Source organism: Maribacter sp. LLG6340-A2 (assembly GCF_045057105.1).
Lineage (GTDB): Bacteria > Bacteroidota > Bacteroidia > Flavobacteriales > Flavobacteriaceae > Maribacter.
Genome location: NZ_CP159332.1, coordinates 53,409 through 69,061, shown reverse-complemented (window position 1 = coordinate 69,061; position 15,653 = coordinate 53,409). Strand labels below are relative to the sequence as shown.

14 protein-coding genes and 1 riboswitch are annotated in these 15,653 nt (G+C 37.5%); of the genes, 3 read left to right on the top strand and 11 right to left on the bottom strand.

Going from position 1 to position 15,653, the window contains the following annotated elements; all coding sequences use genetic code 11:
• Nucleotide 1: 1 nt before the first annotated feature.
• Genes ABVM52_RS00350 through gndA form a run of 3 tightly spaced genes read right to left on the bottom strand, consistent with a single transcriptional unit; the run spans nucleotide 2 to nucleotide 2,316 of the window.
• Nucleotides 2-337 (bottom strand): n-acetylglutamate synthase, encoded by a 336-nt coding sequence (locus ABVM52_RS00350; RefSeq protein ID WP_405382575.1) that lies wholly within the window; start codon nucleotides 335-337, stop codon nucleotides 2-4.
• A gap of 31 nt (nucleotides 338-368) precedes the next feature.
• Nucleotides 369-905: a DUF3124 domain-containing protein gene (locus tag ABVM52_RS00345; RefSeq protein ID WP_405382573.1), complete on the bottom strand. Its 537-nt coding sequence runs from the start codon at nucleotides 903-905 to the stop codon at nucleotides 369-371.
• Nucleotides 906-915: 10 nt separating this feature from the next.
• Entirely contained in the window at nucleotides 916-2,316 is a 1,401-nt protein-coding gene (gndA, locus tag ABVM52_RS00340; RefSeq protein WP_405382571.1) for an NADP-dependent phosphogluconate dehydrogenase, read from the bottom strand.
• 184 nt (nucleotides 2,317-2,500) lie between these two features.
• On the opposite strand from gndA, the gene zwf reads away from it, so the two are divergent.
• Together zwf and pgl are read left to right on the top strand one after the other, a co-directional pair.
• Nucleotides 2,501-4,033 carry a glucose-6-phosphate dehydrogenase gene (zwf, locus tag ABVM52_RS00335; protein ID WP_405382569.1) on the top strand — a complete coding sequence of 511 codons (1,533 nt, stop codon included), beginning with the start codon at nucleotides 2,501-2,503 and terminating at the stop codon, nucleotides 4,031-4,033.
• A 34-nt stretch (nucleotides 4,034-4,067) separates the two neighbouring features.
• Nucleotides 4,068-4,793 carry a 6-phosphogluconolactonase gene (gene pgl, locus ABVM52_RS00330; RefSeq protein ID WP_405382567.1) on the top strand — a complete coding sequence of 242 codons (726 nt, stop codon included), beginning with the start codon at nucleotides 4,068-4,070 and terminating at the stop codon, nucleotides 4,791-4,793.
• On the opposite strand, the gene ABVM52_RS00325 is transcribed toward pgl, so the two are convergent.
• The 6 genes from ABVM52_RS00325 to ABVM52_RS00300 form a co-directional block, all read right to left on the bottom strand.
• Nucleotides 4,774-5,319, bottom strand: coding sequence for an acyl-CoA thioesterase (locus ABVM52_RS00325; protein WP_405382565.1), 546 nt, complete (start codon nucleotides 5,317-5,319; stop codon nucleotides 4,774-4,776). The two genes, pgl and ABVM52_RS00325, sit on opposite strands and share 20 nt — an antisense overlap.
• 36 nt (nucleotides 5,320-5,355) lie before the next feature.
• Nucleotides 5,356-5,721 (bottom strand): 6-phosphogluconate dehydrogenase, encoded by a 366-nt coding sequence (locus ABVM52_RS00320; RefSeq protein ID WP_405382563.1) that lies wholly within the window; start codon nucleotides 5,719-5,721, stop codon nucleotides 5,356-5,358.
• A 111-nt stretch (nucleotides 5,722-5,832) separates the two neighbouring features.
• Complete coding sequence (gene rmuC, locus ABVM52_RS00315; RefSeq protein WP_405382561.1) at nucleotides 5,833-7,182, bottom strand: DNA recombination protein RmuC; 1,350 nt, start codon at nucleotides 7,180-7,182, stop codon at nucleotides 5,833-5,835.
• Nucleotides 7,183-7,278: 96 nt separating this feature from the next.
• Nucleotides 7,279-7,980 (bottom strand): ABC transporter ATP-binding protein, encoded by a 702-nt coding sequence (locus ABVM52_RS00310; RefSeq protein WP_405385085.1) that lies wholly within the window; start codon nucleotides 7,978-7,980, stop codon nucleotides 7,279-7,281.
• Between the two features lie 100 nt (nucleotides 7,981-8,080).
• On the bottom strand, nucleotides 8,081-9,112 hold the full coding sequence (locus tag ABVM52_RS00305; protein ID WP_405382559.1) for a FecCD family ABC transporter permease: 1,032 nt from the start codon (nucleotides 9,110-9,112) through the stop codon (nucleotides 8,081-8,083).
• The gene (locus ABVM52_RS00300; protein ID WP_405382557.1) at nucleotides 9,113-10,258 is read right to left on the bottom strand and encodes an ABC transporter substrate-binding protein; all 1,146 of its coding nucleotides are present in this window, start codon (nucleotides 10,256-10,258) and stop codon (nucleotides 9,113-9,115) included.
• A 67-nt stretch (nucleotides 10,259-10,325) separates the two neighbouring features.
• Nucleotides 10,326-10,582: riboswitch (cobalamin riboswitch) on the top strand.
• 69 nt (nucleotides 10,583-10,651) lie between these two features.
• Between ABVM52_RS00300 and ABVM52_RS00295 the strand changes: the two genes are divergently transcribed.
• Entirely contained in the window at nucleotides 10,652-12,529 is a 1,878-nt protein-coding gene (locus ABVM52_RS00295; protein WP_405382555.1) for a TonB-dependent receptor plug domain-containing protein, read from the top strand.
• 58 nt (nucleotides 12,530-12,587) lie between these two features.
• Here the strand turns inward: ABVM52_RS00295 and ABVM52_RS00290 are convergent, their stop codons facing one another.
• Both ABVM52_RS00290 and ABVM52_RS00285 read right to left on the bottom strand, forming a co-directional pair.
• Complete coding sequence (locus ABVM52_RS00290; protein ID WP_405382553.1) at nucleotides 12,588-14,051, bottom strand: S41 family peptidase; 1,464 nt, start codon at nucleotides 14,049-14,051, stop codon at nucleotides 12,588-12,590.
• A 27-nt stretch (nucleotides 14,052-14,078) separates the two neighbouring features.
• On the bottom strand, nucleotides 14,079-15,602 hold the full coding sequence (locus tag ABVM52_RS00285) for a S41 family peptidase (RefSeq protein ID WP_405382551.1): 1,524 nt from the start codon (nucleotides 15,600-15,602) through the stop codon (nucleotides 14,079-14,081).
• Nucleotides 15,603-15,653 lie beyond the last annotated feature (51 nt).

Sequence of the window (15,653 nt, the reverse complement as noted above, 5' to 3'; positions counted from 1 at the left end):
TTTAAATCTCCTCTAATATGGATTCACCTTCGGATGTATCTCCTGAGGTCCAACGCCATTTCTCGTGAAGTCTAATTTTTCCATTAGGCATAATTTGTGGCGTAGATCGGCATATACCTGTCATGAGCTCACCCTGCACATTTACTTGATGATAGCGCATATCTATTGTGCCGTTGGCATCAACAATTCCCAATAAGTGGCCTTTTTTAATTTTACCACCTGTATAGCTTGCGGTAAGAATAGAATCGCTCTGCTTATAAAAAAAAATAGTTTCATTATCGGTTTCCCCATTTTCTGAAGTTTCTATAGGCCTAAAACGTTTGTTGTTATAGTTCATAGTAAGCTTGCCAATACCAAATTAATAAAGACTATTCTTGCGCTACCTCAATACCTTCTGTAGTGAATGAAAATGCCTGAGCTCCCAGGCCACCTACCATAACCGCTTGAAATAATGGGTTTATTTTTTTAGAGGAGTACCAATCTATCATAAAATTTGCACCGCTACCACCTGAAGTGTCTTGTTTTTCAATAACATAATCAATTGTTTCCATGGGTTTAAGGTAAATAGGCTCATCAATATAACTTCTTACCAAATCACCTTGGGTGTTATAATAATCTATTTTACTTACAAATAAACTATCACGTACACTGGTATTGCGTATGCTCAACGTGGCGGTCAGTAAGGTCCTGGTATCCCTGGTCTGGTTGTAAATATCGGAATAGATAGGTACATAGACCTGGTGTAAAGACGAGTTTTTACTGGTAGTATTGGTAGCTCTGTTCAACGCATGGTCATCCAAAATATCCAATGATTCTTTGGAAGAGGTTTCCTTACAAGATGTTATAGCAAAGAGTAGCACTGTTAAGAGGCCAAAACACGGTATTTTCAAGATAGCTCTTTTCAATTTTTATGAATTAAGCATCCCATTCTGTATGAAAAATACCCTCCCTGTCCAATCGCTCATAGGTATGTGACCCAAAATAATCGCGCTGTGCTTGTATAAGGTTCAGCGGTAATTTGCTAGAAGTGTATGCGTCATAATACGTAAGGGAATTTGATAGGCCTGGTAATGGTATGCCGTTAGTGGCACCAAAAGCAACAAGCTTTCTTGCGGCATCAACAGTTTCCTTGATTTTATCTACAAAAGTGGACGAGAGCAATAGGTTGGGTAAAGATGGTTCCGTTTTAAAAGCTTCGGTAATATCCGCTAAAAGTCCTGCACGAATGATACAACCGGACCTCCAAATTTTGGCAATGACAGAAATATCCAATTCATATCCATATTCCTTGGAGGCATCTGCCAATTGGTGTAGCCCCTGGGCATAGGTAATGATAAAAGAGAAATATAGGGCTTGCTCCGTAAGGTTCTCCAATTCTTCCTTTTCCATATGTTGTACCACAGGTTTATCGTAAAGTACATCTGCCTTAATTCTTTCATCTTTTAATGCGGAAATCTCGCGCATACTTACGGCCACATCTATAGAAGGTACCGGTATACCAAGGTCCATGGCGTTTTGGCTGGTCCATTTACCTGTGCCTTTCTGTTTTGCCTTATCCAATATTTGGTCCACTAGACGACCTTTTACCAAGGTATCTTCTTGTTTAAAGATTTCTGATGTTATCTCTACTAGAAAAGATTGTAACCTTCCCGAGTTCCAGCTGGCAAAAGTGTCATGGAGCTCATCATTATTAAAATTGCCTCCTTTTTTCAATACGTCATATATTTCAGAAGTAAGTTGCATAAGTCCGTATTCTATACCGTTATGCACCATCTTAACATAATTACCGGCAGACTTTGGACCTAAATAGGCAACACAGGGTTCTCCTTTGTATTTGGCGGATACGGCTTCAAATATAGGTTTAATGTGCTCATAGGCAGATTTTGAACCTCCGGGCATAATACTTGGACCTTTACGAGCACCCTTTGCACCCCCGGAAACCCCAGCTCCAAAAAAATTGATGCCTTTGGCCTGTAAATATTCTTCCCTACGGTCCGTGTCCGTGAAAAAGGAGTTTCCACCGTCAATAATAATATCTCCTTTATCAATATGTGGTAATAAGGATTCTATCACGGCATCTACCACTTTTCCGGCTGGGACCAAAAGCATGATTTTACGTGGTTGTTTTAGATTGTTGACAAAGGTCTTTATATTGGTAGAAGCATCTACTTTCTCTAAATTTCCTCCTTCATTTTTTAAGGAATTAACCTTTTCGGCATCTAAATCATAACCAAAGGCAGAGAATCCATTATCGGCAACATTTAATATGAAATTACGTCCCATTACTCCAAGACCTACCAATCCAAAATCGTACATAAAAAGCTGTTTATAGAATTAAAATATAACTTTAGGAATTTATTTTCATTAGGAATTCCTTAGTCCTAATCGGTACAAGTCAAAATTAATTTAAAATATTGACTTTAATCGTTAATGCAGTTGCAAAGCAACGTAAATTTGCTTTTCTTATCAATATATTCTAAAAATAGTATAGAAAGCGTTTATGAAGAAGACAGACAATCAAATGCTCATCATATTTGGAGCATCTGGAGATTTGACCGCAAGAAAATTAATTCCAGCTATATTCAATTTGTACAAAGGCGATCATCTTCCGGACAACTTTGTAGTGCTTGGTGTTAGTAGAAGCGACCTGGGGGATTTAAAATTCAGAAACAAGGTGGTTTTGGAAAGTGTTTATTTTGAAGAAGACCGTAAGGAATATGATGAGGATTTCATTCAAAAATTTGCCAATAAGTTGTTTTATGAGGATTTGGGTTCAGATTATGATACTTCATATGAACGCTTGGAAAAACGAATTTCTGACCTTGATCAAAAATATGGCACTAATGGCAATCATATATTCTATTTATCAACGCCTCCAAGTCTATATGAACCCATTGCAAAAAATTTATCCGATCAGGGATTGAACGACCAGACCAATGGTTGGCGTAGGTTGATTGTAGAAAAACCATTTGGTTATAGTTTAGAATCAGCAAAAGAGCTTAATAAAGGGTTACATTCCTATTTTAGGGAAGGACAAATATTTAGAATAGACCATTATTTAGGTAAAGAAACTGTACAGAACTTGCTGGTAACCAGATTTGCCAATAGTATTTTTGAACCACTTTGGAACAGGAATTATATTCACCATGTAGAAATTACCAATGCGGAGAGTGTAGGTGTTGAGAAAAGAGGAGGGTATTATGATAAGAGCGGTGCCTTAAGGGATATGTTTCAAAGCCACCTATTGCAAATTGTAGCTTTGATAGTAATGGAACCGCCTTTAAGTGCCAATGCAGAGGAAATACGAAATGAGAAGTTAAAAGCGCTAAAGTCGCTCAAGGTCATGACCGATGAAAAGACGCTTTATGAAAATACGATCAGGGCACAATATGTATCCTCAAAAATAGATGGCAAGGAAGTAAACGGTTATAGGGAAGAAGACGGGGTTGATAAAGATTCTACAACGGAAACCTACGCTGCCGTTAAATTTTTTGTAGATAACTGGCGTTGGGCAGATGTTCCTTTTTATGTTAGAACAGCCAAACGTATGCCAACAAAGGTTACTGAGGTGGTCATCCACTTTAAGACGCCGCATCATCAGATTTTTAAAGAATCCGGTCTAAGCAATAAAGACAATAAATTAATTATTAGGATACAACCGGATGAAGGTATTTTATTGAAATTTGGAGTAAAGGTGCCTGGACAAGGATTTGATGTGGAACGAGCCAATATGGATTTCTACTATTCCAGTTTAACCGAAAACCATGTAATGGAAGCGTATGAGCGCTTGTTGCTTGATGCCATGCAGGGCGATGCTACCCTTTACGCCAGGGCCGATGAGGTAGAGGCGGCTTGGGCTTTCGTGGATCCAATTTTGGAATATTGGAAAAATGGTAAGGATGTTAAAATGTACGGTTATGCAGCGGGAGTATGGGGTCCGGAAAATGCTAATGATTTAATAGAAGGACTAGGGGAATGGCGTAATCCCAGTGAAAATTTAGCGGATGATCCGGGATTTTGCGTTATCTGTTAAACCTCAAAAATTTTAAAATTATAGTAAAGAAAAAATGGAAATAAAAGTTTATCAAGATAAAGAGAAGGTTGCAGAGGAGTTTTCAAAATATTTCAAGGATAAATCATCTACCCAAAAGCCATTTCATGTGGCTTTATCAGGAGGAAGTACCCCTAAAATAGTATTTGATGTTTTAGCCGAAAGATTTGCCGATACCATAGATTGGAACCTCATTCACTTTTATTGGGGAGATGAACGTTGTGTTGCTCCAGATGATGATGAGAGCAATTATAAAATGACCGTAGACCATTTATTATCCAAAATAAGCATATCCCAGGAAAATATCCACAGAATAAAAGGAGAAGAAAATCCAAAGGAGGAAGCAAAACGTTATGGTGAACTTTTAGAGGATATATTGCCCCAAGAACTAAACTTGCCACAATTTGATTTGGTCATACTTGGTATGGGAGATGATGGGCATACCGCATCTATTTTTCCCCATGAATTAAAACTATGGGTTTCGCCGGATAATTGTGAGGTAGCTATACATCCAGAGTCCGGTCAACTAAGGGTGTCATTAACCGGTAGGATCATCAACAATGCCAAAACGGTAACTTTTCTGGTTACCGGAGAAAATAAAGCGGAAAAAGTAAAACTAATTATAGACCGTGAAGAAGGGTATTTGGATTATCCTGCAAGTCATGTTTCCCCTAAAACAAAGGATTTGGTTTGGTTTTTAGATGCAGCGGCAGCTAAACAACTTACTTTAGATCAATCTTAATATTTTCATGCTTTAATTCTTTGATGTAATCTTGAGAATTAAAGGTTTTTGATTCAAATTTAGTATCCCGTTCTTGGGCTTCAAGTTTGCGGTATTTGCTGCGTGCAAACCTACGGACCCCTTGGTCATCTGATATGATCAGTCCGGGAACGGGAACATTCTTGCCATCCTTTCCTTTGGCAACCATAGTAAAATAAGAAGAGTTACAGTGCTTTTTGTTGCCTGTTGTAATATTTTCTGATTCTACACGTACCCCTACGACCATAGAGGTGCGGCCTGTATAATTAATGCTGGCTTTTAAGGTAACCAGTTCACCCACCTCAATGGGATTTAAAAAATTGACCCGGTTTACGGAAGCCGTTACGCAATATTGTTGTGAATGCTTAGAGGCGCACGCAAATGCAATTTGGTCCATAAGGTTTAAAATATGTCCACCATGAACTTTACCACCAAAATTGGAGTGGGAGGGCAGCATTAGTTCTGTTATGGATACTCTTGAGTCTTTGACACTTTTAAATTTTTCCATTTTTGGTTATGTTCTTTAAGGAATTCACTAATTGTTTTAATTCCTAAAATGAGGGGATTTTTCTGGGTGCACTTCGGTAATGAAATACTTGGTGTCGCCCAACCAAAAGAAGGTGGCGTAGCGCTCCACGTAATTCACTTTTACATACTGTCCTTGGTATTCCTGTAATTTCTCTATGACTTCTTTATCCTTGTCCAAAACGGAAAAAGAGAAAATTTGAGCACCCGAAATTCCTTGGCTTATTTCACCTTCCCAGGTCTTGACCAGTACGCCTTTATGGCTAATTTTAATTAGCTCTCCTGAACGTACCCCTTCACTAAAGGTAACAAAGTATATAAAGGCATAATACAAGGCACCAAGAGCTATAATGCCAATAACTAATAATGAGAGTATTTTTTTCATATGTAAATCTATAGTATGGTTATATAAAATATAAAACGATGTCAATATATGGCTGAAAATTCAGTTATACTAGCATTGCCTAAGGTTGTTATGCCAATGTTATTAAGATTGTTAAAGCCTTAATTTAGGTTCTTCCTCAATATCATCTTCGTCCAAAGCTCTATTTAATATGGGGTCCGGCAATGACTTTTTAGCTTTTGCACCCATTTTTTTAAGTTTTTGGATACTGGTTACTATATTGCCACGACCCTCTACCAGTTTATTCATAGCGCCTCTATATTCGTTTTTAGCTTCATCCATCTTTTTGCCCACTTTCATGAGGTCGCCAACAAAGCCTTCAAATTTATCATAAAGCGCACCTGCCTGTCGTGCAATTTCAATGGCGTTACGTTGTTGCTTTTCGTTGTTCCACATGCTATCAATAGTACGCAAGGTAGCTAAAAGAGTAGTAGGGGTAACGATAATAATATTTTGTTCAAACCCTTTATTGTACAAGGAGCTATCATGATTAATGGCAATTGCAAAGGCAGGTTCTATGGGTACGAACATCAATACAAAATCCGGACTCTCCATAGTATACAGGTCCTCATACTTCTTTGCGGATAGTTGGTCTACATGTCTTCTAAGCGAGTTGATGTGGTCCTTTAAATAGGTCCCTTTTAGGTCATCCTCGGCATTTACATAACGTTCATAATCAGTTAAAGAAACTTTAGAGTCTACTACCATTTTCTTGCCATCTGGCAGATTAATGATAACGTCGGGTAAAACACGGCTGCCGTCATCACGGGTAAAACTTTGTTGCACGGTATATTCACGGTCTTTCTCCAACCCAGATTTTTCTAGGACACGCTCTAAGACCAACTCGCCCCAATTTCCCTGCATTTTACTATCACCTTTTAAAGCTTTGGTCAAATTTTCAGCTTCTTGAGTAATTTTTAGGTTTTGGGTCTGTAGATTTAGAAGTTGTTCCTTTAAGGCAGAATGAATACTGATATTTTCCTTTTGGCTTTCTTCCACTTTTTTCTCAAAAAGCAAAATTTTCTCATTTAACGGGGTAAGAATATTTTTTATGTTCTTCTCGTTGCGTTCTGTAAATTTTAAACTTTTTTCTTCTAAAATTTTATTTGCAAGATTTTCAAATTCCTTGGTAAACTTATCCTGCAACTGCTTTACTTCCTCCTTTTGTTCCCTATTTCTATCGTTAAGGTGTTCCATATCTGCTTGCGCCCTAACCATTTTGCCACTTAACTCTTCCTTTTCTAATTGGAGGGTTTGTTTTTGTTGCTCTAGTTCTTGCACACGATTTTGCAAGGCCTTTATATTTGTTAGCATCTGCTGTTCACGTTCTATTAGAGCACTTTGTTTAGAGGTTGTTTTTAAAAATTGAATGTAATGGCCTAAAAAATACCCAAGCACAAGAGCGGTAATGCCTATTATAATGTATATATAAATATCTTCCATAAGTCTAAAAATGTCATAGTATAAAGATAGGGTATCGACCTATAAAATTTAATTTAAACTATAGTATTTATTGGGAGTCAGGACTATCAAAGGTTCCTATTTTTTAATTTTAAAAGAACCGGTTACGGCATCAAAAGAAATAGTATCAGAAGGGAAAAGAGTATCAAAACAATTGTTTGCTATAAGCTTACAGGGTTGTTCAAAGGGATTTGTTTGTCCGTCCAAAATGAGCATTTTATCACATAACTGTATCGCCAATTCTATCTCATGACTTGTAAATAGCACGGTTTTGTTTGTCTTATGCGCAATTGATTTCAATAATTTAAAAATCTGCACTTTGTGATAAAGGTCTAAATGGGTGGTAGGTTCGTCTAATAGGATAATACTGGTGTCTTGCACCAAAGCCCTTGCAATCATTACCCGCTGCAGTTGACCATCACTCAGTTCAAAACATTTTTTGTTTAAAAAGGGCGTAAGCTCCATTAAAGAAACACTATCGGCAATTACAGAAATATCTTTTTTGGATAGGCTTCCTAACCAATTGGTGTAAGGTTGTCTGCCTAAAGCCAACAATTCCTTTACGGACATATTTTTTGAGGCCATGGTTTCCGTTAGTACCACGCTTATTTGTTGTGCCAAATACTGGGGTTCTATAGTGTTTAGCTCGTCACCATTTATATGGACAGACCCCATAAGCTCCGGTTGAAAACCACACAAAGTGCGTAAGAGTGTGGATTTACCAATACCGTTGACCCCAACAATTGCCGCAAGTTCCCCTTTGTTCAATGTAAAGGATATTTGCTTAGCAATTGTATTATTGCCATAGCCTATGGATAGGTTTTTGGCATGTAAGGTAATATGTGGTTCTTTTTCTTTGATATCAGTAATTGGCTTTAGGTTAAAACATCATTTTCTTTTTACGAAGCAATAACCAAATGACTACAGGTGCCCCAAAAATACTGGTTATGGCATTAATAGGTAAAACACTTACAGAGCCTGGTAATTGAGCAATGGTATCACAAATCAACATTAAAATGGCACCGCATAGTACTACTGCGGGAATTAAAATTTTATGGTCCGCGGTATGGAACAATTGTCTGGTTATGTGCGGTACGGCCAGACCAATGAATGCAATGGGTCCGGCAAATGCCGTTATACAACCGGCTAAGAGGCCTGTGGCCATGATAAGGATATAGCGCGATTTTTTTATTTGAATACCCAAACTTTTCGCATAATTTTCCCCTAACAAAAAGGCATTCAATGATTTTATGGATAGTATGCTCAATATAATACCCATAGAAATACAAATGAACAATATGGTCAATTGAGTCCATGTAAGATTGCCTAAGCTACCAAACTGCCAAAAAATATATTGCTGTAGTTTTTCTGCTTTTGTAAAGTAGGATAGAACACTGACCAGTGCACCTGTTATACTGCCAAACATTAAGCCTATAATCAAAAGGGCCATGGTATCTTTCACCTTTGCGGCAACAATGAGCACAATTAAAAGAACCAGAAAACTACCTGCACTGGATGCAATGGCCAAAACGATATCATTGAACGTCGAGAATGCCATAATTCCAGAAAAAAGAGATGCTCCCATAATTACAATTGCAGCGCCTAAACTTGCGCCGGAACTTATACCCAGAACATAAGGGCCGGCAAGGGGGTTTCTAAAAAGGGTTTGCATCAATAATCCACTAAGAGCTAATCCGCTGCCCACCAAAATGGCCGTAAACGCTTTGGGAATTCTATAGTTCCAAATGATGTAGGTATCCGTTGTTTCTGTGGGGTGTAAACCTAAAATAATACCCACCGTATCAGTAATGGAAATCGCAACCGAACCTAGACTAATGTTAAATCCAAGGCAAAGGGCTAAAATTAGGAGAAGTCCTATAAAATAAACGGTATATGACTTGTCTTTTAGCAATTAAAGTAAAGGTTTAAAAAAGAAGGGTTCATGGTCTGGCAAAAGTTGAGGATGTAATATATGAATTAGGTCTTTTAGCACAAGGTCTGGCCGTTGCGGGGCCAGCTCATAATACAGGCTTCCACCAGTTTCACCTAAGGTATTGGCAAATGTAAATACCTTTTTATTTTTAAATGCATTAAACTGCATATAATGCTCACTTGCCAATCTCATTTCGTCATAGGATTTAAATTGAGCGGGTGCAATCCAATAATCAGCATGCTGAGCTACCTTTAAAACCTGTTCCCAGCTTAAGGAAAGGCTACCTTGGTCATTAGAATTTTGCCATAAATAATTGGCATTGGCATCCTTTAGGAAATTTGCCGCCCAACTATTGCCCCCGGGTAGGTACCAAACATCCTTATAAAGCGCCCCACTTAAAACCGTTGGCTTATTTTTTGCGGTCTGGGCCAATTTCTTGGTTTTAAGGTATGATTGTTCAATGGTATTAAAAATAGAGTCGGCCTTTGCTTCCTTGTTAAAAAAGGGGGCAAAAAACTTAATCCACTCCGCTTTTCCCAATGGGGATTCCTCTACCCAATCCCCATTAAAGATTACGGGAATATTAGAACGTTGCAAAGTTTTATAAACATTTGTATTACCGTTAAGGGCAAAGCCTATTACCACATCTGGTTGTAGGGCTATTACAGCTTCTGTGTTTAAACTTTCATTTACACCAAGTTCTTTAATTTGATTGTTATCTATACGTTTTCTTGCCTCTTTTGAGGAGATATATTTAGTATCTGAAAACCCCGTTAATTTATCTAATTCACCCAATGCTTCTAGTGCAGGTATATGAGTAGTTGAAGTAACCACCAAATCTTCTACAGGTACGGTTATGATGGCATCATATGCGTTTTTGTCCAAGGTGATGAAGGCTTGCTTTTCCTTGGGTATTAAGGCGTAAGTAAATGAGGCCTCTGCCTGTGGCCATGGGGACGTAATTTTTATGATACTAATGCCAGAGTCTTGTTTTTCTATGGAGAACCCTTTGGCATAGGTAATGTTCCCATTTTTAGGGTAAGTTTTAGACTGTGGAGCCTTAACCTGTTCCTTGCAATTAACGAAAACAAAAAGGTAGCAGAAAAGTAAAAGATATATGCGCATTGTAGCTGAACTTTTTTTCAAAAGTAGTATTATAAAAGTTTACCTAGAAAGATTAAACAAAATGTTTATTTTCGCCGTGAATTTTGGTTTTTGCTACATGTTGTAGTGAAATTAAAAGGGAATCCGGTGAAAATCCGGAACTGTTCCCGCAACTGTAAGTTTATGCCAATCACATCTATTGACGAATAGGTTTTAATTGGTACCTCGGTTACGAGGGTGTTATTTACTTCAAAGTCACTTTGTTTACTATACCGGTGTAGTAACATGGGAAGGCAAAATATCATTAAACGAGTCAGGAGACCTGCCTTATTCAAACAACAATGTTAAACTTTCGGGATAAAGGTTTACGTATGGGTACAGACATACTACACTCCCGTTTATGAATTTAAACGAATGAAAAATTATTTCTTGTGGCCAACGGTCACAGTATTATTATGCGCTAAAGTTGGTGCGCAACAAAACCAACAACAAGATTCTACCAATGTTCTTGCGTTGGACGAGGTGGTCGTTAGTGATTCGCGGTTTGCATTAAAGCGTGAAAATTCCGGTAAGGCCGTAATTTCCATATCGCAAAAAGAACTGCAGCAGCAACAAGGCCGTTCATTGGCCGAAATTATTAATACCAAAAGTGGCATTGAGATCAATGGTACCCGAAGCTTTGCCGGCCAAAACCTTTCTACGTTTGTAAGAGGTGGTAACAACCGTCAAGTATTGGTTATAATTGATGGTATTCAGGTATCAGACCCATCAAGTACCAGTGCGGAATATGATTTAAGACTTTTAAATACATCGCAAATAGAACGTGTAGAAATCTTAAAAGGCGCGGCCAGTACACTTTATGGAAATTCCGCGGCTACAGCGGTAATTAATATTACAACAAAAAAAGCCAAAAAAGAGGGGCTTTCTATGGATGTAATTTCTAGTATGGGTACCAACCAATCTCAAGATGACCAAAATTTTAATGTCTCTGATTTTTCCAATACGATAAATGTATCGGCAAAACAAGGAAAGCTCTCCGTATTGGCTTCTGGTGGACATCAATTTACGGACGGATTATCGGCAGCCATAGGTACAGAAGCAGATGCTTTTTCACGGATTGATGGTAATTTAAAAGTTGGGTATCAGTTTACGGAACGTTTTGGTGTTACGGCTTCTGCTTTTTATAATAAACTGAATAGTGATTATGATAATGGTTTTCCTATTGAAGATGCTGATTTCTCTTTTACCAGTGAGCAATCTCGGTTTGGTTTGGCATCAACATATGGTTATGAAAAGGGTAGCCTGCATGTAAATGCAGCCCTAAATCAAATTGACAGGTCGTTTAATTCAAGCTTTCCCACGGCATACGATTCTCAATCTTTTGTTTTAGATGTTTTTAATAAGTATACGTTTAATGAAAATTTTAATACCATAGTAGGACTTAATTATATAGATAGTCAAACTTTATTCAGTGATGAGCAAAACGCAAGTACGGTAGACCCTTATGTTAATGTTGTATATGTAGGTGATAGCGGAATTAACGTGAATGCGGGTGTACGCTTAAATAACCATAGTGATTATGGCACCAATTTAATTTACAATTTTAATCCGTCCTATAGGATAAATATCAATTCTGGATATTTTAAAATTTTAGGTTCGTACGCAACCTCCTATATTGCTCCAAATTTATCACAATTATACGGACCATTTGGCGCAAACCCAGATTTGAATCCAGAGTTAGATCGTACTATAGAAGGAGGTCTGGAATACAAATTGTCAGATAAATTTATCATCAATGCCTTGTATTTTGACCGATCGGAAGAGGATAGAATTGCATATGTGACTATAGATCCAAACACCTTTGAAAGTCAATATCGTAATTCTGAGGAAACCGCTAATTTTAATGGGGTAGAGGTCAGCTTTACGGCATTACCTATTAAAGATTTGGATATGGGAGTAAATTATACCTACACCAATGTTAAGGATGCTTTGGTATTGCGGGTACCCAAAAGTAAAGTCAATGCCAATTTGGGATATACCATTTCAAAAACGACTTTTTTAGGCCTTTCCTATCAATTTGTTTCTTCAAGGACCGATACGGATTTTACAACCTTTACAAATGTTGATCTGGATAGTTTTTCTTTGGTAAACTTTCAGGTAAAACATCAGTTTTCAGAACGGTTTGATGCCTTTGTAGGAATAGATAATCTTTTAAATGAGGAATATACTGAATTGGTTGATTATACCACCGAAGGTCTTAATTTAAGACTTGGCTTTAGGTTAAGCTTGTAAAACATAAAGGGCAGCTTAGTAGCTGCCCTTTTTTTTATAAATATGGTTATAAACCTAATCATTCATAAACAGTATCATCGATCATTTTGTTATGCATGGGGTTTGTCATTTTTGAACTTCCTATAATATTTATAGGATTGTACACTGTAAAATCACGCTTGCCCGTTTCCGAAGTTATTTCCTGTATCGCCCTAGCTAAAAGGGGTTCGTTTTGGTCCCCAAGAATTCCTAGGTTGCCATAATCTTCCTTCAAAAAAATATCGGGTTGCAAGCCGTTGGTATATTCAAAAAAGCCTTCTGCATTTTCATTTCTTCCAATCAAAGGCTGTATAGCCCATTGGTTATTAGGGTTTATCTTATTGACTCTAGATGGTGTATATAAATAAGAATTATCACGGTCATCTACCAATGTAGTAGAAAATTCGTTTTTACCTCTAGTAACATCACCAATTTGGATGACGTCCATATACGGCTCCAAGCTATTGATCAGTAATTCACTTGCAGAAGCGGAACTTGCAGAGGTAAGCACATATAATTTATCAAGTCCTAAGCTATTGATGGTTTCGCCATCGATCTTATCCGCGAAATAAACTTCTAACTGATTGTCGTTGAATTGTGCCTGTAATTTATCATTATACCTTTTTCTTAAAAATAGATTAGAGGTATTGGTGTCATAAATCATACTGGCAAGCAAACGCGTGGTATTAACCGATCCCCCAGGATTATATCTTAAATCTAGAATTAAACTGGTAATACCTGCAGATTTTAAAGCTTGTATGGCGCTATATAATTGCCCATCATACTCGTTCGTAAACTGGTTATACATTACATACCCAATATTGGCACCACCAATTTCAAAAGACTTGGATATTAAAATGGGGTTTTCTGCAAGTGCTTCTTCCTTGGTAAGTTCTATTTCTTCCTCTGTTGGGCTAACAGAACCATTTACAAATTCTGCCATGTTTAGGGTGTAGGTATCGTTACCCGTAAATAATAGTTGCTGGTAATTGGACAAGGTGAGTGTTTGACCATCCACGCCTGTAAACAAATCACCCCTTTTTATAGTAGTCGTAGCAGCGTTAGAATTGGGAATTATGTAACGTACTACTCCAAATAAATCTTCGCTATCTTGAAAACGAACCAATCCGTATTCCATTCCATTGCTCTTGGATATTCCTGCAAGGGAATTAGTAAGTTCCCTATAATCCTCGTTAAAAAAACTAAAACGATCTTCTATATATTGAAGCTTGTTTACAAAAAACGATGCGGGGTCATTTTCAGAATCTAGAAATGCAGTGTATTCTGCTCTACCTTCCGTTGTATTTTCAAATCGATCATCTGCCAGGTCATCTACATTTTCCTGCCAGAAATACCAAAAGTTCATGGCCTTCCACATAAAATCCTGCACCTCTACATCTGCGGAGCCATCTGGGTCTACCGTAGTGGGCAAGGTTAAATCTTCATCCTTTGAACATGATAAAACAAAACAAAAGATGAATATTGCCAAAAATTTCTTTTTCATATTTATTTAAACTAAACTATTCCTTATTTATTCTATGGGCAATAATAAGTCACTGGTTGGCATACTACCATTATTGAGCAAAAGCGTGGCGTTACGTGGGTTATAAAGTTTAGAACTGGAAATTAGGTTTGCAGGTATCTGTACCTCAAAATTTCTTTTGGCCCCTTGACCAACAATTTCTTGAATGGCCCTGGCCAATAGCGGTTCATTTGCATCTCCTAAAACTCCAAGGTTGGTAATATCCTCATCAAGTGCTATATCTGGATCAATACCATCAGAATAATCTGAAAATCCGCTAGCATTTTCTACTTTACTGATAATTGGTTGTAAACCCCACTGAACGTTAGGGTTAATTTGATCTTCTCTTTCGGGATCATAAACATTGCCCCCTTCCGGGTCATCTACAAATAGGAGGGATCCTTGATTTTTACCTATGGTTGTTGTCCCCACATGAACAACATCAATATAAGGTTCTAAGCCCACCATAACCAATTCACTTGCAGAGGCAGAACTACCCGTTGCAATAATATAGACTTGTGGTAAGTTTAAAGAAGACAATGCGGCATCACTATTGCCATCTTGTGTTCCTGTAGTACCTACAAAGTAATTATCCGTAAAACTGCTATCAAATTGCGATTGTAGTTTGTCATTGTACCTGGTTCTGTAAAACAAGTCATTGGTATTGGTGCCATAAATAAGGCTGGCCAGTACGGCAGCGGTTGATCCACGGCCTCCAAGATTATATCTTAGGTCTAACACCAGGTCTGTAATATTTTGCGCCTTAAAATCGGCAAAAATAGCGTTCATTTCATCCTCAGTTCCAGAAACGAACTGGTTGTACATAAAATATCCTATTTTTCTATCGCCAGAAGTAATGATCTCGCTAACATGAATGGGGTCTTCAACTAAACCTTCTACCTTGGTTAAGGTAACCTCCTTGTCCGTAGGGCTAATGGTATTATCGTTAATTTCTGCCATATTTAGCGTATAGGTATCATTATCGCCAAACAAAAGTAGATTATAATTGTCCCTATTTAATCTAGTACCGTTTACGCCTATAAAAACATCACCTCTTTTAATATCCTTGCTGGATGCATCTGAGTTTTTGATGATATATTCTACATAACCGAAAACATCGTCAGAATTTCCAATTAAGGAAAGTCCAAATTGTAGACCATTACTTTTGGATACTCCCGCAGAACTATTTACAAGCTTTTTATAATCTTCATCATAAAATGTAAATCTGTCTTCGGAAAAAAGTAATTTATTTTCCAAAAGATCAAAAGGATTTTCATTCTCTGTCAAATAGGCTTCATAGGCTGCCTGGGTATCAAAACGGTCGTCCGCAAGATCGGTAACTTCACCTTGCCAAAAATAATAGAGGTTTAAGGTCTGCCATAAAAAATTCTGCACTTCAATATCAACTTCTTCTTCAACGGGGGTTTCAATCTCTTCTTTTTCTTCTTCTTCAATAATGGGGTCATCATCATTTTTATTACAGGAAGTAGCAATTAACCCTAGGCATAGTAGGGACAGGAAAAATTTTTTCATAGTAATTTTTTTAGTGAGTATTTACTTATGTAACAAAAAACATTCCAAAAA